At 38.9% G+C, this 21,292-nt stretch carries 21 protein-coding genes and 1 pseudogene; 18 read left to right on the top strand and 4 right to left on the bottom strand.

Annotation, left to right across the window (positions count from 1 at the left end):
* The first annotated feature begins 23 nt into the window (after window positions 1-23).
* Together lon and ACFJIZ_RS00195 are read left to right on the top strand one after the other, a co-directional pair.
* Complete coding sequence (gene lon / locus ACFJIZ_RS00200; protein WP_379089564.1) at window positions 24-2,495, top strand: endopeptidase La; 2,472 nt, start codon at window positions 24-26, stop codon at window positions 2,493-2,495.
* Between the two features lie 4 nt (window positions 2,496-2,499).
* Window positions 2,500-3,462 carry a lipid A deacylase LpxR family protein gene (locus ACFJIZ_RS00195; RefSeq protein ID WP_379089562.1) on the top strand — a complete coding sequence of 321 codons (963 nt, stop codon included), beginning with the start codon at window positions 2,500-2,502 and terminating at the stop codon, window positions 3,460-3,462.
* 79 nt (window positions 3,463-3,541) lie between these two features.
* Here the strand turns inward: ACFJIZ_RS00195 and ACFJIZ_RS00190 are convergent, their stop codons facing one another.
* Entirely contained in the window at window positions 3,542-4,558 is a 1,017-nt protein-coding gene (locus tag ACFJIZ_RS00190) for an MAC/perforin domain-containing protein (protein ID WP_379089561.1), read from the bottom strand.
* Between the two features lie 61 nt (window positions 4,559-4,619).
* Window positions 4,620-5,030 (bottom strand): alternative ribosome rescue aminoacyl-tRNA hydrolase ArfB, encoded by a 411-nt coding sequence (gene arfB, locus ACFJIZ_RS00185; RefSeq protein WP_379089559.1) that lies wholly within the window; start codon window positions 5,028-5,030, stop codon window positions 4,620-4,622.
* A gap of 110 nt (window positions 5,031-5,140) precedes the next feature.
* Between arfB and cmk the strand changes: the two genes are divergently transcribed.
* The 9 genes from cmk (at window position 5,141) to ACFJIZ_RS00140 (ending at window position 14,686) form a co-directional block, all read left to right on the top strand.
* Window positions 5,141-5,821 carry a (d)CMP kinase gene (gene cmk, locus ACFJIZ_RS00180; protein WP_379089557.1) on the top strand — a complete coding sequence of 227 codons (681 nt, stop codon included), beginning with the start codon at window positions 5,141-5,143 and terminating at the stop codon, window positions 5,819-5,821.
* A 74-nt stretch (window positions 5,822-5,895) separates the two neighbouring features.
* A complete protein-coding gene (locus tag ACFJIZ_RS00175) occupies window positions 5,896-6,732 on the top strand; it encodes a DUF1080 domain-containing protein (RefSeq protein ID WP_379089555.1) in 837 nt (278 codons plus the stop codon).
* A gap of 64 nt (window positions 6,733-6,796) precedes the next feature.
* A complete protein-coding gene (locus ACFJIZ_RS00170) occupies window positions 6,797-8,278 on the top strand; it encodes a TPM domain-containing protein (RefSeq protein ID WP_379089553.1) in 1,482 nt (493 codons plus the stop codon).
* An 18-nt stretch (window positions 8,279-8,296) separates the two neighbouring features.
* A complete protein-coding gene (locus ACFJIZ_RS00165; RefSeq protein ID WP_379089552.1) occupies window positions 8,297-9,013 on the top strand; it encodes an SH3 domain-containing protein in 717 nt (238 codons plus the stop codon).
* Window positions 9,014-9,556: 543 nt separating this feature from the next.
* Complete coding sequence (rpsA, locus tag ACFJIZ_RS00160; protein WP_379089550.1) at window positions 9,557-11,491, top strand: 30S ribosomal protein S1; 1,935 nt, start codon at window positions 9,557-9,559, stop codon at window positions 11,489-11,491.
* 203 nt (window positions 11,492-11,694) lie between these two features.
* Entirely contained in the window at window positions 11,695-13,389 is a 1,695-nt protein-coding gene (locus ACFJIZ_RS00155; RefSeq protein ID WP_379089548.1) for a beta-N-acetylhexosaminidase, read from the top strand.
* 73 nt (window positions 13,390-13,462) lie between these two features.
* Window positions 13,463-13,654: a hypothetical protein gene (locus ACFJIZ_RS00150; protein ID WP_379089546.1), complete on the top strand. Its 192-nt coding sequence runs from the start codon at window positions 13,463-13,465 to the stop codon at window positions 13,652-13,654.
* 1 nt (window position 13,655) lies between these two features.
* Entirely contained in the window at window positions 13,656-14,066 is a 411-nt protein-coding gene (locus ACFJIZ_RS00145; protein WP_379089544.1) for an RNA polymerase sigma factor, read from the top strand.
* 56 nt (window positions 14,067-14,122) lie between these two features.
* Window positions 14,123-14,686: a hypothetical protein gene (locus ACFJIZ_RS00140; protein ID WP_379089542.1), complete on the top strand. Its 564-nt coding sequence runs from the start codon at window positions 14,123-14,125 to the stop codon at window positions 14,684-14,686.
* An 87-nt stretch (window positions 14,687-14,773) separates the two neighbouring features.
* On the opposite strand, the gene ACFJIZ_RS00135 is transcribed toward ACFJIZ_RS00140, so the two are convergent.
* Window positions 14,774-15,700, bottom strand: a complete 927-nt coding sequence (locus ACFJIZ_RS00135) for an AraC family transcriptional regulator N-terminal domain-containing protein (RefSeq protein WP_379089540.1) — start codon at window positions 15,698-15,700, stop codon at window positions 14,774-14,776.
* Window positions 15,701-15,863: 163 nt separating this feature from the next.
* On the opposite strand from ACFJIZ_RS00135, the pseudogene ACFJIZ_RS00130 reads away from it, so the two are divergent.
* From ACFJIZ_RS00130 to ACFJIZ_RS00110, 5 genes and pseudogenes are all read left to right on the top strand, one after another.
* Window positions 15,864-16,295: pseudogene (locus tag ACFJIZ_RS00130) on the top strand (aldehyde dehydrogenase family protein); the annotation flags it as partial.
* 61 nt (window positions 16,296-16,356) lie between these two features.
* Entirely contained in the window at window positions 16,357-17,370 is a 1,014-nt protein-coding gene (locus ACFJIZ_RS00125) for an aldehyde dehydrogenase family protein (RefSeq protein ID WP_379089538.1), read from the top strand.
* A 78-nt stretch (window positions 17,371-17,448) separates the two neighbouring features.
* Window positions 17,449-17,820 carry a DUF779 domain-containing protein gene (locus ACFJIZ_RS00120; RefSeq protein ID WP_379089536.1) on the top strand — a complete coding sequence of 124 codons (372 nt, stop codon included), beginning with the start codon at window positions 17,449-17,451 and terminating at the stop codon, window positions 17,818-17,820.
* Between the two features lie 92 nt (window positions 17,821-17,912).
* On the top strand, window positions 17,913-18,119 hold the full coding sequence (locus ACFJIZ_RS00115) for a hypothetical protein (RefSeq protein ID WP_379089534.1): 207 nt from the start codon (window positions 17,913-17,915) through the stop codon (window positions 18,117-18,119).
* Between the two features lie 9 nt (window positions 18,120-18,128).
* Window positions 18,129-18,773 (top strand): class I SAM-dependent methyltransferase, encoded by a 645-nt coding sequence (locus ACFJIZ_RS00110; RefSeq protein ID WP_379089532.1) that lies wholly within the window; start codon window positions 18,129-18,131, stop codon window positions 18,771-18,773.
* A gap of 1 nt (window position 18,774) precedes the next feature.
* On the opposite strand, the gene ACFJIZ_RS00105 is transcribed toward ACFJIZ_RS00110, so the two are convergent.
* Window positions 18,775-19,041, bottom strand: coding sequence for a thiol-disulfide oxidoreductase DCC family protein (locus tag ACFJIZ_RS00105; RefSeq protein WP_379093803.1), 267 nt, complete (start codon window positions 19,039-19,041; stop codon window positions 18,775-18,777).
* Between the two features lie 243 nt (window positions 19,042-19,284).
* On the opposite strand from ACFJIZ_RS00105, the gene ACFJIZ_RS00100 reads away from it, so the two are divergent.
* A complete protein-coding gene (locus ACFJIZ_RS00100) occupies window positions 19,285-20,418 on the top strand; it encodes a P1 family peptidase (protein ID WP_379089530.1) in 1,134 nt (377 codons plus the stop codon).
* Window positions 20,418-21,242, top strand: coding sequence for an aminotransferase class IV (locus ACFJIZ_RS00095; protein ID WP_379089528.1), 825 nt, complete (start codon window positions 20,418-20,420; stop codon window positions 21,240-21,242). Before ACFJIZ_RS00100 ends, ACFJIZ_RS00095 begins: the two co-directional genes overlap by 1 nt.
* Window positions 21,243-21,292 lie beyond the last annotated feature (50 nt).

The following is a 21,292-nucleotide window of genomic DNA, read 5'->3' as shown; positions in this document are numbered from 1 at the left end:
ATATAATTAAAAAGGCCCAATTAATGAGTAAACAAGATCAATTTGATTTTAGTCACGCACTACCAATGATAAATGAAGATACTGAGTTCTTCCCATTGATGTCTCAACAAGACGAAGATGAAATGAACAACGAAGAAACTCCGGAAATCTTAGCAATACTACCACTTAGAAACACGGTTTTATTTCCAGGAGTTGTTATTCCAATTACCGTAGGTAGGGATAAATCCATCAAGCTAATCAAAGAAGCCTATAAAGGTGATAGGATCATCGGTGTGGTTTCTCAACGTGATGTATCTATTGAGGACCCAACTTTTGAACAGTTGAACAGCGTAGGTACAGTAGCGCAGATCATTAAAATGCTACAGATGCCTGATGGAAACACCACAGTGATCATCCAAGGTAAACAACGTTTTCAATTGGTAGAAGAAGTTCAATCAGAACCTTATATCAAGGTGATCATTGCAAAATTTACCGAAACAAAACATAAAGCGGATAAAGAATTTAAGACCTTGGTGGCTTCCATAAAGGAAATGTCGTCACAGATCATCCAACTTTCTCCAAACATCCCTAGCGAAGCTGGAATCGCTTTAAAAAACATTGAGAGTACTTCTTTCTTGATCAATTTCATCTCTTCTAACATGAATGCAGATGTAGCTGACAAGCAAAAGATGTTGGAAATGGGCAACCTGCGCAAACGCGCCGAAATGGTGATGGAGCTCTTAACTACCGAACTACAGATGTTGGAACTTAAAAACCAGATCCAATCAAAAGTTCGTACCGATCTTGACAAACAACAACGCGATTATTTCTTAAACGCACAGTTAAAAACCATACAAGAAGAACTGGGTGGAAATTCTTCGGACATCGAGTTTGAAGCATTACAAGCACGTGCCAAAAAGAAAAAGTGGGCAAAGTCTGTAGGCGACCATTTTGGTAAAGAGTTGGAAAAATTAGGAAGGATGAACCCTGCTGCGCCAGATTATTCAATACAGATGAATTACCTGGAACTGTTGTTAGATTTGCCTTGGAACGATTTTACCAAAGACAATTTCGACCTTAAACGTGCCCAACGCATTTTGGATAAAGACCATTTTGGCTTGGAAAAAGTTAAACAAAAGATGATCGAATATTTAGCTGTATTGAAGTTGAAAAGAGACATGAAAGCACCTATTCTTTGTCTGGTTGGCCCTCCGGGTGTTGGAAAGACATCTTTAGGCAAGTCTATCGCAAAAGCGATCAACCGCAAATATGTGCGCATGGCCTTAGGTGGTATCAGAGATGAAGCTGAAATTCGTGGACACAGAAAAACATATATTGGCGCCATGCCGGGCCGTATCATCCAGTCTATCAAAAAGGCTGGTGCTTCTAATCCTGTTTTTGTATTGGATGAGATCGACAAAGTGGGTTCTGATTTTAGAGGAGACCCTTCTTCGGCTTTATTAGAGGTTTTGGATCCAGAACAGAACAATGCCTTTAACGACCATTATGTAGAAGCTGATTACGACTTATCGAATGTATTGTTCATTGCAACGGCCAACTCCTTAAGTTCTATACAACCGGCGCTTTTAGATCGTATGGAGATCATCGAGGTGAACGGTTATACCATTGAAGAAAAAATCGAGATTGCTAAAAAATACCTGTTACCTAAACAAAAGGAACAGCATGGCCTAAAAAACAAGGACATCAACTTAAAAAGTTCGCTGATTGAAAAGGTAATCGAAGATTATACCCGTGAAAGTGGCGTACGTGGCCTTGAAAAGAAAATCGGTTCGTTGGTACGCGGTATTGCTACCAAAATTGCCATGGATGAAGAATATGAGCCTACCTTACAATTAAGTGATGTAGAACGTATATTGGGCGCTCCTATTTACGACAAAGACCTATATGAGGGCAATGAAGTAGCAGGTGTAGTAACAGGTTTAGCTTGGACACAAGTTGGTGGAGACATTTTATTTATCGAGGCGAGTTTAAGTCCAGGAAAAGGAAAATTGACCTTGACTGGTAATTTGGGCGAAGTGATGAAAGAGTCGGCAGTAATTGCCTTGGCTTACATCCGTGCCCATGCTGATCTTTTCGGCATCGATAATGCATTATTTGATCAATATGATGTGCATGTTCACGTTCCTGCAGGTGCAACACCAAAAGACGGCCCATCAGCTGGGATTACCATGCTTACTGCTTTAACTTCTGCATTTACACAACGTAAAGTAAAATCGAATTTAGCCATGACAGGCGAAATCACGTTACGTGGAAAGGTTTTACCAGTTGGAGGCATCAAAGAGAAAATCTTGGCTGCCAAACGAGCGAACATCAAAGAGATCATTTTGTGCAAATCGAACAGAAAGGACATTCTTGAAATCAAGGAAGATTACATCAAAGACCTTCAATTCCATTACGTTACAGAAATGAAAGAAGTAATTGAACTGGCTTTAATGAAAGATAAAGTCAAAAATGCACAAAACCTTACCGTTAAAAAACCCATTTCAAATCCTTAATACAATGCGGGCAAAACTCCTATTTCTTATCTTAACATTAGGCATTAGCTTTGGGAGTTTTGCCCAATCTTATAAAAACGAATTCGGTTTCAAAAGTGACAATGATTCTTATCTTTTTGTTGGACAAGACCGATATTACACCAATGGCCTTTTTATTTATTTCCGCCATGCGGCAGACCAGCAGACATTAAGCAGTAACTTAGAGAAAAAGACCTACGAGTTTTCTGTAGGCCAAAAAATGTACAATGCCATTTCTGGATTTGTGCCTAAGCTCAGTCAACACGACAGGCCTTTTGCCGGATATTTATATGCAGGTGGTAATGTCAACCTGTTCTATAAAAAAGAAAAAGTGCTCAAATTGGGAATAGAATTAGGAACAGTTGGGCCCGATGCCTTGGGAGAAGATGCTCAAAAACTATTGCATAAAATTGCAGGTTTTTACGAGCTAAAAGGTTGGGAATATCAGATCAAAAATGAATTGGCAGTTAACCTTTCTGCACAATACACCAACCTTTTACATCGTTCGGAAAACAACAAAACCGATTTCTCTTTAGAGACTTATGCAAATCTTGGTACTACCTTTAGTGGGGCCGGTGTAGGTTTATTGTTCAGAGCGGGCAACATCAACCAGTTGTTCAATACAGTTTCTACCAACTCATTGATCAGCAACAATTCAAAAACATCAAAATTGGTTAAAAATGAATTGTTCTTTTATGCCAAACCGCAACTCAATTATGTAGCCTACGATTCGACTATCCAAGGCAGCATGTTTAACAACGATAGTCCAGTAACTTTTGGTGTTAAACCCATAGTTTTTGCGCAACAATTGGGCTTTAATTATAGTTCATCACGTTTTACGATAGACTATAGCATCTTATTTAAATCTAAAGAAGTTAAAAGTACGGCAAAATCCCATCAATATGGCACCATATCGATGTATTACAGGTTCGGGAAGTCGGGCATATAACATTAGTTTATATTTATGATACAACAAAGGGCAATTTTTCAATTGCCCTTTGTCATTACTACTGCTTTTTAAGCGTATACTAATTTTGAAGCTTCACGTTCTGCTCCTCAATATATTTTGTAATGTATTCCTTTACCTGCATCTTCTTGTTACTGTCAGTAATTAGGTCGTACAAAGGAACCAAACCATTAGCTGTAACAGCGATGAACTTTGCCCTTTCCGGTGTTACACTCTGATACCATTTAGTGATATTAACAGGAACCGAGGTTAAACTCTTTAATGTAGTTACATCTCCACCCGTTGCTTCGTAATGAACTTTAGCGCTTTTATTAGCATTCAAGTTGGCCAGATTGATAGGATCCAATTCTCCAGTAGGAAGTCCAAAAACCTTCTGCATAGCATATCTTAAACCTGTAGCACTAATTTTTTGTCTATCGTTTTCGGCTGTTTCTGCTTGGTAAACTACATTGAGCCTAGCACCTAATTCTATATCTTTCAATAGATGTGTACCATATTTTTTCACCAATTCTGCCGCACCCAAAGCATTTACATCCTGTACAAAGGAATCGGTAAGGTACTTGATCATTTCAACATCACCTGTCATCCTCAACCGTTTTTGCACCATAATATTTGAATAAAAACCATACAAATATTTCTTCTCAAATACATTAAAATCTGGGAATGCCTTCGAAATTGTTTTTCCAAATACTTTTAAACCCTTGGTTCCATCTAAACTATTAGACAATTTACCAGAAAGGTCTGCAGCATTTTCACCACTCCAATTTGACCAATACCCCGAAGAACCCGTACTTACATTAATTCTTGATAAATGATCAATAGCCAATAGAGGAACATTGATTACAGCTACCCTTACAGCAGCTGCATCAGCATATTTATCGGTAACATCATACCCATAACCCAAAAAATTATAGGTAGCATCACCTTCTCTAGTAGGTAAGTCTGGTAACGTTCGCGAAACCGTTACATCGATGTCTTTTGGTAAAACAGTTTCTTTTTTCGGAATGTCTTCATTGTTTTTTTTGCACGCAACGAGTGCAGCACTTAGCAAAGCCAAGGCTAGAATTGTTTTTTTCATATTCATTTGTGTATTTGTGTGTACGCTACGACGGCAATTTTAATGCCATAACCACAAATGATCAGTCTAAACTGGGGCGTTTTCTACTTTCTTTTTTCGAAGCCATAACCGATTTGTTGTTCAACCTTTTCTCTATCACGGCCTTTGGTGTTTTGGTTGGCTTCCTTTTTTTCTGTACATGGAGTGATCTGGCCAATAGATCCATCAATTTAAGGATGGTTCGTTGTTTGTTTAAAAGTTGGCTTCTGTCCTCTTGGCTTACTATATGTACATTCCCTTCGGCATCCAGTCTCCCAGCCAACCTTTCCATTAGCAAACTTTTTTCTGCTTCAGTAAAAAATGCAGACAACTGTATATTAAAGATCAGCTCAACCTTACTCGAAACCTTATTTACGTTTTGCCCACCCTTACCTCCACTACGCGATGTTTTAAAGGTAAGCTCTTTTACTAGTTCTTCTTTTGTGGGTATCATTTTACAAAGATACGGCTTAATATTTTCAATTTTTAGCGCTTCGGTTAGGATTAACATTTGTTGAGCAAAGCTTTTTATAAAACAATTTCAAAGTATTATCTTTGCACTACATGAGAAAAAATCTGGTTGTAGCAATCGATGGCTATTCTTCTTGCGGAAAAAGCACCCTGGCCAAAGCGCTAGCAAAAAAATTAGGTTTTATCTATATCGATAGTGGTGCCATGTATAGGGCAGTCACTTTGTTTTTCATTCGCAACAAGGTCGATATCAACAACCCAGATGCTGTAAAAGACGCATTACAGCACATCGAACTCAACTTCCATTCTAGAGACTACGAATCCCATATTCTACTGAATGGCGAAGAGGTTTCTGAAGAAATCAGACAGATGCCCGTTTCTGAAAACGTAAGTGAAGTTTCGGCCAACAAAATGGTGCGCCACGACATGGTGAAACAACAACAACGCATGGGCAAGTCTAAAAACATCGTAATGGATGGTCGTGATATTGGCACTGCTGTTTTTGAAGATGCGCAAGTTAAATTTTTCATGACGGCAGGTCCAAAAATCAGGGCCGAACGTAGATATAAGGAAATGATGGCCAAAGGTGATACCAAAACTACTTTGGAAGAAGTTTTCGAAAATTTGGCCCATCGCGATTATGCCGATACAACCAGAACAGAAAGTCCATTGGTTAGGGCCGAAGACGCTATTATCTTAGACAATACCGACCTTACAGAAGAAGAGCAACTTGATTTTGCCTTAGCAAAAGTAAACCCTTTCTTGCCCCACTAACGGCAAGCTTTCTGTGATTTGTTTGTGCTGATATCAAATAAATTGGTATTTTAGATACCAACTATCAGCAGCTTATGAAACCTATTTTTCTAAAAACATTCCTATTTGCCTCCCTTTTACTTTCTGGCCTAAACCTTTCTGCCCAAAAAAATGGTTGGATCAACCTGTTCAATGGCAAAGACCTTAAAGATTGGACGGTTAAAATTGCCAAGCATAACTTAAATGATAATTATGCCAATACATTTCGGGTAGAAAATGGAGTAATGAAGGTAAGCTATGATGGTTACCAAGAATTTGACCAACAATATGGGCACATTTTTTACAAAAAACCTTTTTCTACCTATTTATTACGCGTAGAATACCGTTTTGTAGGCGAACAGGTTAAGGGTGGCGAAGGTTGGGCACTAAGAAATAGTGGGGCCATGCTACATGGTCAGGCCCCAGAAACCATGCTCAAAGACCAAGATTTTCCAATTTCTATTGAGGGTCAGCTTTTAGGTGGCGATGGTATCAATCCGAGACCAACCGGAAATGTTTGTACTCCAGGCACCACCATCTTTGTAAACGGCAAATTATTTACTCCTCATTGCTTGGATTCCCAATCTAAAACCTACCATGGCGAACAGTGGGTTACAGCCGAATTTTTGGTTCTGGGCGATTCGATCATTAAACACATCGTAAATAAGGATACTGTTTTAACTTATACCAAACCTCAGATCGGTGGTGGCAATGTTGCTAACTTCGATCCAAAAGTAAAACAGGATGGCAAGGCCTTAACAGGTGGTTATATTTCACTGCAAAGTGAAAGCCATCCGATAGAATTTAGAAAAGTAATGCTCTTTGATCTGGCACCTTATTATCAGGACAAGAAAAAACTGGAAAAGATCCTGGCCAAATTAAGAGAAGAATAATAAAAAGTTCATACAAAAACTTATGCTTAACTAGTTTGTTTTTAAACTTACCAGATAAATACCGATGAAGAAACTACCATTTTTGGTGTTATTTTTATATTACAGTACATTTTGCTTCGCCCAAAAGCATTACACAGTTAAAGAGGTTCCAAATCCAAAAATAGCAGGACAAGATTATTTTGTAAGTAATCCAGATGGCATATTAGGAAATGTAGATACCTTAAACAGGCTCATTACCCAAATAGAAAAACAGACCAAGATAGAAATAGCCGTAGTTGCGGTTAAAAATTTTGAAGAAAATAAAGACGATTTTGAATTTGCCAAGGCACTTTTTGAAGAATGGGGAGTTGGAAAGGCTGGAGCTGATAATGGTTTATTGTTATTGATCGCCGTTGACCGCAGGCAATACCGTTTCATCACCGGAACAGGTATCGAGGGGTTATTACCTGATGTAACCTTAAAAAAGATAGGTGACCATATCTTGGTCCCTGCATTTAAAGAAGCCCGTTATGAAGATGGTGTACTTGCTGCCCTACTCTCTATTCAAAGTCGTTTACTGAACCCCACTAACGATGCAGAGATCCAGCAGCTCGCTGCAGCAACAACAAAAAAAGAAAACAACTGGACCTATCCTTTACTTTATTCGGCACTACTGATCTTATTGTTTTTTGGAGTTGCAAAAATCATTGGCAAACAATCAGTCAAAGGTCAAAAATATAGCAAAGCGAGTCAGAATGGTTACGATTCAGTTTATATCAAAGGTTGTGGCTGTCTATTCTTCTTTGTTTTCATTTCCATTTTCGTGATGGTTTTTACCGGAAGCTTCGGGCTGTTCAAAAACATTGGTATTGCCGACATTCCAATTATTTTATATGTAATCCTGGCGGTTTCGCTATTCTTTAGGTATTTCTCGGCCATTGCCAATTTAAGAAGAGCACATAACGATGATGAGAACTTTTTTGATGAAGTAAAAGCTTTTCATCGCAAAAATTGGTGGTTGGTCATCTTTTCTCCCATCATTTTAGTGGCGATGGTTATCCATAGTTTTAAACGGGCCCAAACAACGGAACGTTTTAAGCCAATTGTAGACAGCAAAAATCAAGAAATGCAACGTTTGGATAGGGATGAGAATATTGAAGGTAAGCCATTTTTAAGCAAGGGTCAGCGTGAAGAAGAAATCATCAAAGCCTACGATTACGACATCTGGCAAAGCGCCGACCATAGCGAACATATCATTAAGGCCTGGCCTGCTGAAGCTTACAACAGCTTTACTGAATGTCCAAAATGTAATTTCCGTACCTATAGCTTAAACAAACAAGAGACAATAAAGGCTGCCACTTATAGCGCCGAGGGCCAAGCTAAATTAATTAACGAATGTAGCAATTGTAAACACGTAGAATTTATAAAATGGGTAACTTTGGCCATGTTGGTACAATCCAGTTCCTCTAGTAGTTCTTCATCAGGAGGCAGCTCCTCTTCTTCGTCAAGCAGTGGCAGTTTTGGTGGTGGCAGTAGTAGCGGTGGCGGAGCTGGTGGAAGCTGGTAATTGATGTAAACTAAAATTATGATCAGAAATTTATTTTTATTGGGCACCTTACTTATGCTATCACTTTCGATAAGTGCCCAAGATATGTATCGTGTTAAGGCCGACAAGTTAAATGTAAGGGCAACCAACGACCCAAAAGCTAAGGTGATTGGGTTCATACCACAAAATGAAAATGTAATGGTTCTCGATTCAACTGATGCCAAATACTTTAAGGTGAAGGTAAAAAATGCAGAAGGTTGGGTAAGCAGTGTATTTTTGGAGAAAATTGCAACCGCACCATCTAAACCTACCCAAACACAACCAGTAATTGTTACGCCAAAGGCTGAAAAAGATTATTCGGGTATTATCTTCTTTTCAATTGTGGCCATCGCATCGCTCGGCATCCTCTTTTTTACTTTTAAATATCTCTACAGTAACAAGATCTTGATTTCTATTGTTAGCATTTTAGTGTTGGCTGTTGGCTATTTTTGTTATGTTACTTTTATCAAGGAAAAAACCGTATCAGGTTTATTTAACAGCGACAGCGATACACAGTACCAATCTTTCGATTTCAAAAGCAAAAATTTAGTGGAAGTAAAGGATAGTTATGCAGATTCGACATTTACCACTAATTATAAGATTGACGGTGATGTCATCAAACTAAAGCAACAGGAAAACACGATCTTACTGATGATCAGAGATGAACATACCTTAATTGGCGAAGGGTTTACCAAAGGGGTTTACCAAAAGAAATAGCTTTTCTAAAAGGAGATAACCTTTCTTCATAAGATTCATAAACACATAGGAACATAGAAAACATAGATTTGATTACTTTATTTTATAAAAGTAACTGTCATGTTGAGCCTGTCGAAGCATTTATTGGTTTGGTCTTCGACAGGCTCAGACTGACATTTTAAGACAGTTATTCTGGATTTGTAATCCCGAATTACATAATTTTGGATTTGCAATCCGCTTGAACGCACTAAACCAGCCCAATTAAAGCCGATTGTATCGAAAAACCTGGAATGTAGCGTAGCGAAATGAGGACTTGAAGCGAAAAGCCTGCCTGCAGTAGGCAGGCGGGACAAACTTTCAAAAAAAGCCACTGAACCTGCTTTTCTGACCAAACCAAATACCTAAAGTTTGAGATACTAAATCTTACTACTTTATACTTTAGCTGATCTACTTTTGACTATATCCTTAATTATCAGCAACATTTATTAAAAAAATCTTTTCTTTTAAAAAAGAAATTTCTACCTTTGCAGTCCCTAAATAGGGAACAAAGGAGATTATTAATTAATGGCTAAAAAACAAGTAGCAGAAAAAGAACTAGAGGCTAAAACAGCCGAACTACAAGGTGCAGACGCTCGTCTAACCGAGAAAGAAACAATTGAGTCAGAAGCTGATTCGGTTTCTATCGAACAAATCAAATCATCATTAGCAACACCAGATCAAGATTTTGATTGGGATGCAGATGATAAAGTATTTGGTAACTACAGTGACGCAGACCGTAAAAAGTTTGAAGATATGTACACAGATACTTTCAACCAAATCACACAAGGCGAAATCATTAGTGGTATCGTTGTATCAATCAACAACAAAGACGTAGTATTAAATGTTGGATTTAAATCTGACGGTCTAGTATCTACATCTGAGTTTAGAGATACACCTGATTTGAAAATTGGCGATTCAGTGGATGTTTTCGTAGAAGCTCCAGAAGATGCGAATGGTCAGTTGATTTTATCTCGTAAGAGAGCAAAAACCCAACGTTCATGGGAAACCATTAACGCTGCATTGGACAATGACACGATCATCAATGGTTTTGTGAAAAGCCGTACTAAAGGTGGTTTGATCGTTGACATTATGGGTGTAGAAGCGTTCTTACCTGGTTCTCAGATTGACATTAAACCTATCCGCGATTACGATGTATACGTGGGTAAAACAATGGAATTCAAAGTTGTTAAAATTAACCATGAGTTTAAAAACGTAGTTGTTTCTCATAAAATCTTAATTGAAGACGATCTAGAAAGCCAAAAAGTTGAAATCGTTTCTAAATTAGAAAAAGGACAAGTATTAGAAGGTACTGTGAAAAACATTACTGACTTTGGTGTGTTCATCGATTTAGGCGGTGTTGACGGTTTATTGCACATTACTGATATTTCTTGGGGCCGCATAGAGCATCCAAAAGAAGTATTGTCATTAGACGAAAAAATCAACGTTGTTGTTTTAGACTTTGATGATGAGAAAAAACGTATCGCTTTAGGCTTGAAACAATTAACTCCACACCCTTGGGAAAACTTAGACGCTAACTTAGCTGTTGGTTCTAAAGTTAAAGGTAAAATTGTTACTGTAGCTGATTACGGTGCTTTCTTAGAAATCATTCCAGGTGTTGAAGGTTTGATCCACGTTTCAGAAATGAGCTGGTCGCAAAACCTACGTTCACCACAAGAATTCTTGAAAGTTGGTGATGAGATCGAAGCTGAAGTTTTAACTTTAGACAGAGATGAGCGCAAAATGAGCTTAGGTATCAAACAATTAACTCAAGACCCTTGGGGTAATGTTGCAGAAAGATATCCAATTGGAAGCAAACACAAAGCTGTAGTTAAAAACATGACTAACTTCGGTGTATTTGTTGAAATTGAAGAAGGAATTGATGGATTGATCCACATTTCTGACCTTTCTTGGAGCAAAAAAGTTAACCACCCTAACGAGTTTACCAAAGTTGGTGATACTTTAGACGTTGTTGTTTTAGAACTTGATGTTGAAAACCGCAAATTGAGCTTAGGTCACAAACAATTGGAAGAAAACCCTTGGGATACTTTCGAAACTATCTTTACCCTTGATTCAGTTCATACAGGTACTGTAGTTAAAGTAACTGATAAAGGTGCTGTTATTGCTTTACCTTACGGTGTAGAAGGTTTCGTACCTACTAAACACATGGCTAAAGAAGACGGTTCTGTAATCAAAGCTGAAGAAACTAATGATTTCAAAATCATTGAGTTTAACAAAGATGCTAAACGTATCGTTGTATCTCACGCCCGTATCTGGGAAGAGGCTAAAGCTGAAGCAGTTGCTGAAGAAAGAGCTACTAAGAAAAAAGAAGCGAAAGCATCTAGCACAGCTGTTAAAAAAGTGAAAGACTCAGTAGAGAAATCTACTTTAGGTGATCTTAGCGTTCTTGCTCAATTAAAAGAGCAAATGGAAGGTGAAGAAAGCAAAAAAAAAGCTAAATAACTTTTAAACAAGCTAAATAAATCAAAAGCTCTCGATGAAAATCGGGAGCTTTTTTTGTGTTCCAGAATCTATAGTTGCAACTTCAGTAGAACCTGAGCGTACCACCGGATTTATCGACGAAGGCAAGCCGTTCTTGACAACATTTCCATTCTACCATCTTAAAACCATTTGTATTTTCTATTTTTGAAAATCAAACCTATTTTATGATGAAGAAATTTGCATTAATTACACTACTTACAGCGATTACTTATTTTGCTCATGGGCAAATGAATGTTTTAAGCAACAAAACATCCATTGATATTATACCCAGACCTGTGGTTGCCCAATACAATGATCAAAAAAATGGCTTTGTCATTAATGCGAATACACTAGTTTATGTGCAAAGTGATTCCTTAACCAATTCGGCTCAATTTTTTATAGACTATATCCAAAAAAACTATAATCTTGCACTTAAGATAACAACGAGCAAACAAGTTAAAAATACCATCAGCCTCATTTCGCAAACAACTTTTCAAAATTTTAAGGACAATTATAACTTAGGTGTTAATGAAAATGGAATAACCGTCAATGGGAATTCGGCCGCTGGAGTTTTCTACGGTACACAATCATTAATTCAACTTTTACCAACAATAAAATCTTCAACCCTTAAGGTACCAGCCGTTACAGTCATAGACTATCCTCGTTTCGATTACCGTGGCATGCACCTAGACGTAAGTCGTCATTTTTTTGATGTTGCAACAGTGAAGAAATACATCGATTATCTCGCCTTACATAAAATGAACTACTTTCATTGGCACTTAACAGATCATCATGGTTGGCGGGTCGAAATCAAGAAATACCCTAAACTAACCGAAATCGGTGCTTGGCGCGATGGCAGTATCATCGGTCTCTGGCCAGGAAAAGGAAATGAAGGTATCAAATATCAAGTGCTACCAAATGAAGTGAAGATTACCCCAACAGATGCGGTAATTAAAACCGATGGCATTAGACATGGAGGTTTTTACACGCAAGAAGAGATCAAAGACATCATCGCCTATGCAGCCAAGCGTTACATTACCATTATCCCCGAGATAGAGATGCCTGCACACAGTATGGCTGTTTTGGCTGCTTATCCAGAACTGGGAACAGAACCGAATAAAAAATATGAGGTTGCCCAAACTTGGGGAATGATGAATAAATACAATAATGTATTTGCACCTACAGAAAAAACATTCAGCTTTTTAGAAGATGTGTTAACCGAAGTAATGGAACTATTTCCTTCGCCATACCTACACATTGGTGGCGACGAAGCTTCTAAAATTTGGTGGAGAAGCTCGCCTGCTACGCAAAAAATGATGAAGGCAAATAACCTCAAAGACGAAAGTGCCCTGCAGAGTTATTTTATACAAAGGATTGAAAAATTTGTGAACAGCAAAGGCAAGACCATTATTGGTTGGGACGAAATCTTAGATGGTGGCCTTGCGCCCAATGCCATTGTAATGAGCTGGCGTGGCGAAAAAGGAGGCATTGCCGCAGCTAAAGAAAGCCATAAAGTGATCATGACACCAGAAACCATGCTTTACTTTAACCATGCCCAATTTGCAAAAGAAGACAGCCTAACTGCAGCGAAACTCCTTCCATTAGAAACGGTCTATAACTACGAGCCGATTCCTGCAGAATTAAACCCTACACAAAGCCAATATGTTTGGGGTGCGCAAGAGAACCTATGGTCTGAATATATCACCAATCCTGCTAAAATAGAATATATGCTCTTTCCGAGATTAGATGCATTAAGTGAGACCCTATGGTCTCCAAAAGCAAACAAAAACTATCCAGATTTTCAGAAGAGGCTAAAAACCCAGTTTAAACGTTATGATCTGATGGGCATTACCTATAGCAAAAGGTACCTCGAAAATTAATTTTTCTTTCTTGTAATTTTTGAGTGCCGGGGCTTACTAACTGAACATATTTAAAACAGTTAAATAAAGCTTTATGGAAAATCAATCGTCAAAACTTGCCATCCCAGCCTTTCTAATTATCGTTGTATCCACAACGGAAACTCCTTATTTCGTCAAATATCCCTTGTTGATCGTTGCGCTTATCTCTTTGGTCATGGCCATCAATAAGTACCACAAAGAGAGAAAGGCCAAAATTTCTAATCAGGAACATAAGATCAAGGGTTAACATGACAGAAAAATCTTATCTCCAAAAGATAGAAGAACACAAGGGAATCATCCTTAAGGTCGTAAACCTTTATGCTGATGATTTGGAGGACAGGAAAGATTTGTATCAGGAAATTGTCTATCAAAGTTGGAGCGCCTATGCAAGGTTTCAAGGGAACTCAAAATTCTCTACTTGGTTATATCGGATCAGTTTAAATGTGGCACTCACGCATTTGAACAAAAGAAAAAAACGAAGCGAGATCAGTAAGACCAATACAGAGGAAGCTCATTTTGTTCCACCAGAATTATCAGAGCGGGCCGACTTTTTGTACAGGGCAATTAAACAGCTGGCAGAAATAGACAGGAGTATCATCATGCTTCACCTTGATGGTTTCGACAATACCGAGAATCAGCGAGATAACAGGCCTGTCTAAAAGCAACACCAACGTTAAACTACATCGAATTAAACAACAACTTAGCACCATATTAAATGGAAAATAGCATAGACTTACAGCAAGAATGGCAAAACATGTCTGCTGAAATTGTATCAACACAACAAAACGACTCTAGTTCATCCATCCAACTAGATGCACAATCGCATGGTTTATTACAATCACTATTGTTTAAACTCAAATGGAAATTAAGATGGATTCGTATCATAGACATCCCTTTATTGATCATTGCCTTTTTGGCTAAGGGCGACCTACAGATTGTACTGCTGGTTTTGTTTGCTACCTATGAAATCTTTAGGATGCTAGCCGTAAACCAATTCAACAAAATCAAAACCGGGGTAGATTACAATGCCAATACCAAACAGCTGCTCATAGCCAATCTTAAGGCCATCAAAAGCATTTTAAGGATAGAGAACATTTATGGTTATATCTTTCTACCCCTATCTGGCCCTATCGGATTATTGGTTTATAAATTATACGTGCACAAAAGCTTCGAAAATATAGCCATCAAACCTAGTCTGTTCTGGTTAATGACATTATTGTTCCTATTCGGGGCAGCCATCGATCTATTTGACCAAAAGAATGAACGACTACCTTTTTAAAGCACATCTTGAAGATTTAACCACAAAGATCAAGGCTTTAGCTACATAAAACGTGGCATTTAGAGGAAATGCGTAATGTAGTGCAGCTTAATGTATCAACTGCTGCACTGCTTGCAACTGATAAGCCCCTGGCGTAATGCCAACGATTTTTTTAAATGCCCTGATGAAATAGTTCGAATCGCTAAAACCCAATTCATAACTGATGGCCGCAATCTTGTTTCCAGGGTGCGAAAGTAGTTCTTTGGCCTTGTTCATTTTTTCGGTTAGGATATAATCGTTGGGACTGATGCCTAACTCGCGCTTAAATAACCGATAAAAGGTAGCTTTGCTCATGCAGGCCTTATTGCTCAAGCTATCAATACTGATCTTCTCGTTAAGGTTTGCCTTGATATACCCCATCACATAAGACAAAGGATTCTGATTGATGCCCACATGGTCATCATTAAAAGATTTTAGGTTTTGGCTTTGCATGATCCTGATCAACAATTCTTTTAAGGTCAGATCGGCCAATACATCTTTTTCTTTCGATTTTTCAGAACAGATCCTGATTACCTTATTGATCAGGAAAGCAATTTCTTCATTGTTATAAAAATGATATTCATCGTAATTCAAGAGCCATTTGCTTTTGCTGTCTTCTTTTGGAAAAAACTCGTTCAGGTAACTTAACGTCTTCTTGATCTGTTCATTATCTATAGCCAAGGCGATACATTGGGTCGGATTGGCATCGCTGGCCTCTGGAAAATCGATTTTCATGGTTACGTCGGGCGGTACGATAACCGTCTCCCCAGGAAAGTAATCAAACCCTTGTTTATCGAACAGGTGCATCACCTTTTTGCCGCGCAACATACTGGTAATTACAAAATCGTTAAAAGTTAAAGGCACCTTATACGATTGGGTATAGGTTTCAAAAACATTTAGCTCGCAACGTTCAAGTGTATAAGCAGTCCTGTTTTCTACCAGTGTCTGCAAACTTTCAACTTTGCTCAGGTGCACTTCGTTTAAGGTATGTTGCATGGCCTTGATCAGATTTGGTTAGCAATTAAGGTATCAATCAAATATAACTTTATTTCATTAAGGTTACAGGGGCTGCAACTATAATGCTACTATATGAAACGATTATACTATCTCTTCGGTATGTTTTGCCATTAGGTTTGTATGAACCAAATTTTATGTAAACATGGAAAATATAGTAAAACGACCAACCTTTAAACCGCATTACGATAATTACATCGACGGAAAGTTCGTTGCTCCGGTTAAAGGAGTTTATTTCGACAACATCTCTCCTATTGATGGAAAAGTATTTACCAAGGCCGCCAGATCGAGCAAAGAAGATGTAGAACTAGCCTTAGATGCTGCCCACGAAGCCTTTAAAACTTGGAGCAAAAGTTCTCCTACTTATAGAAGCAATATCCTTTTAAAAATTGCCCAGAAGATTGAAGACAACCTCGAATATTTGGCTACGGTTGAAACCATCGACAATGGCAAAGCAATCAGGGAAACATTAGCAGCTGATCTACCTCTTGTGGTTGACCATTTTAGATATTTTGCAGGCGTGATCAGAGCGGATGAAGGCTCAATTGCCGAACATGATGAACATACGGTGAGCATTGCCCTCCACGAGCCTATTGGTGTGGTGGCGCAGATTGATTCCATGGAATTTCCCTTTGTTAATGGCCACCTGGAAAATAGCGCCAGCACTAGCTGCAGGTTGTTGTACAGTTGTAAAACCAGCAGAACAAACCCCTGTTTCCATTATAGTTTTAATGGAACTGATAGGCGACCTCTTGCCTCCGGGCGTACTCAATGTGGTAAATGGTTATGGCATAGAGGTAGGTAAACCATTGGCCACGTCGTCAAGGATTTCGAAAGTAGCCTTTACCGGAAGTACCACTTCTGGAAGATTGATCATGCAATACGCGGCAGAAAATATCATTCCGTCTACGATGGAGTTGGGTGGAAAATCGCCAAATATATTTTTCGAATCGGTAGCTGCCGAAGATGACGCATTTTTTGATAAGGCTGTAGAGGGCGCAGTAATGTTCGCTTTAAACCAAGGCGAAATCTGTACTTGTCCATCTAGGTTATTGATACAAGAGAGCATTTACGACCAGTTTATCGAAAAGGTAATTGCAAGAACCAAGGCCATCAAAATTTCGCATCCTTTAGACAAAACAAGTATGATGGGTGCACAAACTTCCAACGAACAATACCAAAAAATCCTTTCTTATCTTAAAATTGGTAAAGAAGAAGGGGCCGAAGTTTTGATCGGTGGCGAGGCCAACCAGTTAGAAGGAGAATTAGGTACAGGTTATTACATTGAGCCTACCATTTTAAAAGGACACAATAAAATGCGTGTTTTTCAGGAAGAGATCTTTGGTCCGGTAGTTTGTGTAACCACCTTTAAAACTGTTGAAGAAGCTATAGCAATTGCAAACGATACCCTTTATGGCTTAGGTGCTGGTGTTTGGACTCGTGATGCTCATGAGTTATATCAGGTTCCTAGGGCCATCCAGGCAGGCCGTGTTTGGGTAAACCAATACCATGCCTACCCTGCCCATGCACCATTTGGCGGTTACAAAAAATCAGGTTTTGGTAGGGAGAACCATAAAATGATGTTAGATCATTACCGTAGCACCAAAAATATGCTCATTTCTTACGACAAGAATAAATTGGGCTTCTTTTAATCAAGAATCCAATGATAAAAAATTGGAGGGTCGTTTACATTTGGTTTGATTAAACGGCTCTCCTTTAAAAAAGAACTTATGGCAACACAAAGAATCTTGGCCACCGAAGGGGCCAAAGCGGTGATCCCAAAGTTAAAGACCGAATATGGAGAGCTGATGTTCCATCAAAGTGGTGGATGTTGCGAGGGCTCCTACCCCCATTGTTTTGAAAAAGGTGGATTCTTGATTGGCTCCAACGATGTTTGTATTGGAGAGATCGAGGGCTGCCCTTTCTATATGGCAAGCGACCAATTTGAATACTGGAAACACACCCAATTAACTTTGGCTGCTATGGAAGGCAGAGCGGCCAGCTTCTCTTTAGAATCAACGATCGACATGGCTTTTTACATCAAATCTAGGTTATTTACCGAAGCAGAACTCAAAGACCTAACTCCTATTCAGCAAGATTAATTGAGGTCATTTGTCAATTAATGGCGTTTTTATGGAGCAACTTTTCTAATTTTCCATAAATAAATTGAATATTTGAGCACAAATAAATTACCATGCGAAAAATATTGGCCATACTTTGTACTTTGACCACCCTTTACGCGCTTAAAGAAACCGTAGTTATTTTCGTTTCTAAAGACGCAGAGGTTATTGCGAAAAGAGAGATACTGATTGTGATTGCTTTGAGCATTACCCTACCCTTGGTGGTCTTGTCTTTATGGTTGTGGAAACCTCGCCAAGCTAAAACTGAAAACCATCAATAACCAGAGATCATGCCATTTACTGAAGAACAGCTAAAAGAAATGGCCATACAATTAAGTTGTCCGAGTGGGGCTAACGGTATTGGAGTGGCAGATATGATGCACGACACTAATTTCGGCATGACCAAAAGTACGATCAATGCCTTGAAAATAGCAGACCACGATTCTGTATTGGAACTTGGGCATGGCAATGGCAAACACATCAGCACCATCATACAAACCGCAGCAGCTGTCTCTTACTATGGTTTAGAAATCTCTGAACTGATGCAACAAGAAGCTGCAGCACTACATATAACCAACTCATCATTCTACAGCTACGATGGAGAAAACATCCCGTTTGAGGATGAAAAGTTCAACAAGGCAATGACGGTAAATACCATTTATTTCTGGAAAAATCCAGTTCAACTGTTGAACGAAGTTTATCGTGTATTGAAAACGGAAGGCCTTTTCTGTGTCACTTTTGCCCAAAAAGATTTCATGGAAATGTTGCCTTTTACGCAACATGGCTTTAACCTGTACGATAATCAAAAATTAGAGGATTTGGTTAAACAATCTTCATTTAAACTGATCGATTTCGCTGCACATACTGAACAGGTAAAAAGCAAAGCAGACGAAATGGTAGAACGTCCTTATACCGTAGCTACATTGCAAAAATAAGTTAGCCTAAAAACTTCTGCTGGAGTTCTGGCGTGGGTACCCAACAACTTTCTTGTTTGCCAAACCATTTGTAGCGGTTTTTGGCAATGTAATTATATACAGCATCTCTGATAAAACCAGGAATGATGATAAAGCCATATAATAAGGGCCACAAGCCATTTAGTTTTCTGGCCACCCGTAACGCTGCTGTAGACCTTTGGTATACCCTACCGCCTTCTAACAGCACAAAACTGTCTCCTTTTTGTGGTTCTAAGGCAAAAGAAGCCAGATTTTTCTCGGCATAATCACTTTGTAACGAAGCAAAACGAAAAACATCATGAGGATCTCTTTAATGGTAAACTGTACTGCACCATTACAGAGGTTACAATACCCATCAAAAAATATAACTGTCTGTGTATCCATTTATTCAAAGTTAGCCCTTTCTTTGGTCAATAAGGTCACGCGAAAGTGTTTTGTAGCCTAAATATAAAGATGGGATTTTCATACTCATAAATACTTTATAACTTTAGTGATGCAAAAATGGCTTTTTCTATCCTTTCTTTCGTTCGTTTCAATTGCAGCCACCGCTCAAGTTACCAAAAGAGCAAGGGATTACGGCATTAAGATAGGTGTAATCCCTACCGGCAAACTAAACAGCATTACAGATGTGTCAGGCGTAAAAGTTGGTCATACTACACTTATTGCTGGCGATTCCATCAGAACAGGTGCCACGGCCATCCTTCCTTATGAGGGGAACATCTTTCAACAAAAAGTACCTGCAGCCGTATTTGTAGCCAATGGTTTTGGCAAACTTGCAGGTACCACACAAATAATGGAGTTGGGCAATCTCGAAACACCAATTGTATTGACCAACACCTTAAATGTAGCTACAGGCATTGAAGCCTTGGTAAGTTATACCTTGAAACAGAAAGGGAATGAAAATGTCCGTTCGGTTAATGCTGTAGTGGGCGAAACCAATGATAGTTTTTTAAATGACATCAGGGGCCGTCACCTCAAAGAACAGGACATCTTAAATGCCATTGCAAATGCGAAAGCTGGTGTGGTTGAAGAAGGAGCGGTTGGTGCCGGAACAGGAACAGTTTGTTTTGGTTACAAAGGTGGGATTGGCACTTCATCGCGCAAATTGCCCCAAAGTTTAGGTGGCTATACCGTAGGTGTAATTGTACAAAGCAATTTTGGTGGGGTTTTGCAGATCAATGGAGTTAATGTAGGTAAGGAACTGGGCAAATTCGATTTGAGTAACCAATTGTTAAACAATGTTGATGGCTCGTGTATGATCATTGTGGCCACAGATGCACCACTAGACAGCAGAAACTTAGAACGTTTGGCCAAGCGCGCTTTTTTGGGCCTAGGTAAAACGGGTGGCATTGCCTCTAATGGCAGTGGCGACTATGTAATTGCTTTTTCTACTGATGAAAACCTAAGGATACCGCACAATCCAAAAACGACTACTTTACAACAAAGTACCTTGCACAACGATTATACTTCTCCCCTATTCATGGCAGCCATTGAAGCTACAGAAGAGGCCATTATCAATTCGCTATTTGCGGCCAAAACCGTAACTGGCCGCAATGGCAACAAAGCCGAAGCCATGCCCATAGACAAAGTGATCTCCATCTTAAAAAAATACAACAACATCAAATAATGAATGCTAAATACATTTCTATCAATACCCAGTTATTTCAAGAAGACGAAGCTAAGCTCCATGTATCCGACCTATCCATCCAAAGAGGATTTGGAATATTTGATTTCCTGAAGACCATTAATGGGAAGCCCATTTTTATCCAAAGCCATTTCGACAGGTTCTATCATTCTGCAAAAGAACTGAACCTTAGGGTAAACTACGATAGGGAAAGTTTGTTGAAGGCCGTAAATGAATTGATGAAAAAGAACGACATGCCCAATTCAGGCATTAAATTTATCCTCACAGGTGGGTTTTCGGCAGATGGCTATAGCATTGGAGAGCCAAATCTAGTAATCACTCAAAGCCCTTTTGAATACGACCCTTCTGGTTTTGAGAAAGGCACAACATTGGTTACCTATAACCACCAAAGACAGTTGGCCGTGGTTAAAACCATAGATTACCTGCAAGCCATTCTTTTACAACCTCACATTAAACAACAAGGGGCTGATGATGTATTATACCATCACAATGGGGCTATCCGCGAATGCCCAAGAGCGAACTTTTTTATGGTAAAGGATAAAAAAATCATCACTGCCAAAACCGATATCCTTAAAGGCATAACACGTAGCAAGGTATTAAACATGAAAATAGATGGATATTCAGTTGTTGAAGAAGATTTTACACTTAATGACCTGGCTCAAGCGGATGAAGCATTCATTACCAGTTCTACCAAAAATGTGCTTCCGGTGTTGGTTATCGATGGGCAAAAGGTAGGCGATGGAAAACCTGGAAAAATTACCCGTCAATTGAACGAATTATTTAGCGAATTGATCAGATTAGGCTGACGATTGTTTTAACCACAGCAATTTTTAAATAAACCTGATCAGGTGAAATC

It is taken from the genome of Pedobacter sp. UC225_65, assembly GCF_042698365.1.
Taxonomy (GTDB): Bacteria; Bacteroidota; Bacteroidia; order Sphingobacteriales; family Sphingobacteriaceae; genus Pedobacter.
Note: the sequence above shows the minus strand (reverse complement) of the source record. Positions and strands in the feature narration are given on the sequence as shown.

What these genes read in the sequence shown, in the direction of transcription:
- ACFJIZ_RS00155 (WP_379089548.1), top strand. Translation starts at nt 11,695, where the DNA reads ATGATGAAGAAATTTGCATTAATTACACTACTTACAGCGATTACTTAT.
- ACFJIZ_RS00125 (WP_379089538.1), top strand. Translation starts at nt 16,357, where the DNA reads ATGGCCACCTGGAAAATAGCGCCAGCACTAGCTGCAGGTTGTTGTACA.
- rpsA (WP_379089550.1), top strand. Translation starts at nt 9,557, where the DNA reads ATGGCTAAAAAACAAGTAGCAGAAAAAGAACTAGAGGCTAAAACAGCC.
- ACFJIZ_RS00100 (WP_379089530.1), top strand. Translation starts at nt 19,285, where the DNA reads ATGCAAAAATGGCTTTTTCTATCCTTTCTTTCGTTCGTTTCAATTGCA.
- ACFJIZ_RS00190 (WP_379089561.1), bottom strand. Translation starts at nt 4,558, where the DNA reads ATGAAAAAAACAATTCTAGCCTTGGCTTTGCTAAGTGCTGCACTCGTT.
- cmk (WP_379089557.1), top strand. Translation starts at nt 5,141, where the DNA reads ATGAGAAAAAATCTGGTTGTAGCAATCGATGGCTATTCTTCTTGCGGA.
- ACFJIZ_RS00095 (WP_379089528.1), top strand. Translation starts at nt 20,418, where the DNA reads ATGAATGCTAAATACATTTCTATCAATACCCAGTTATTTCAAGAAGAC.
- arfB (WP_379089559.1), bottom strand. Translation starts at nt 5,030, where the DNA reads ATGATACCCACAAAAGAAGAACTAGTAAAAGAGCTTACCTTTAAAACA.
- ACFJIZ_RS00135 (WP_379089540.1), bottom strand. Translation starts at nt 15,700, where the DNA reads ATGCAACATACCTTAAACGAAGTGCACCTGAGCAAAGTTGAAAGTTTG.
- ACFJIZ_RS00140 (WP_379089542.1), top strand. Translation starts at nt 14,123, where the DNA reads ATGGAAAATAGCATAGACTTACAGCAAGAATGGCAAAACATGTCTGCT.
- ACFJIZ_RS00145 (WP_379089544.1), top strand. Translation starts at nt 13,656, where the DNA reads ATGACAGAAAAATCTTATCTCCAAAAGATAGAAGAACACAAGGGAATC.
- ACFJIZ_RS00110 (WP_379089532.1), top strand. Translation starts at nt 18,129, where the DNA reads ATGCCATTTACTGAAGAACAGCTAAAAGAAATGGCCATACAATTAAGT.
- ACFJIZ_RS00120 (WP_379089536.1), top strand. Translation starts at nt 17,449, where the DNA reads ATGGCAACACAAAGAATCTTGGCCACCGAAGGGGCCAAAGCGGTGATC.
- ACFJIZ_RS00165 (WP_379089552.1), top strand. Translation starts at nt 8,297, where the DNA reads ATGATCAGAAATTTATTTTTATTGGGCACCTTACTTATGCTATCACTT.
- ACFJIZ_RS00195 (WP_379089562.1), top strand. Translation starts at nt 2,500, where the DNA reads ATGCGGGCAAAACTCCTATTTCTTATCTTAACATTAGGCATTAGCTTT.
- lon (WP_379089564.1), top strand. Translation starts at nt 24, where the DNA reads ATGAGTAAACAAGATCAATTTGATTTTAGTCACGCACTACCAATGATA.
- ACFJIZ_RS00115 (WP_379089534.1), top strand. Translation starts at nt 17,913, where the DNA reads ATGCGAAAAATATTGGCCATACTTTGTACTTTGACCACCCTTTACGCG.
- ACFJIZ_RS00150 (WP_379089546.1), top strand. Translation starts at nt 13,463, where the DNA reads ATGGAAAATCAATCGTCAAAACTTGCCATCCCAGCCTTTCTAATTATC.
- ACFJIZ_RS00170 (WP_379089553.1), top strand. Translation starts at nt 6,797, where the DNA reads ATGAAGAAACTACCATTTTTGGTGTTATTTTTATATTACAGTACATTT.
- ACFJIZ_RS00175 (WP_379089555.1), top strand. Translation starts at nt 5,896, where the DNA reads ATGAAACCTATTTTTCTAAAAACATTCCTATTTGCCTCCCTTTTACTT.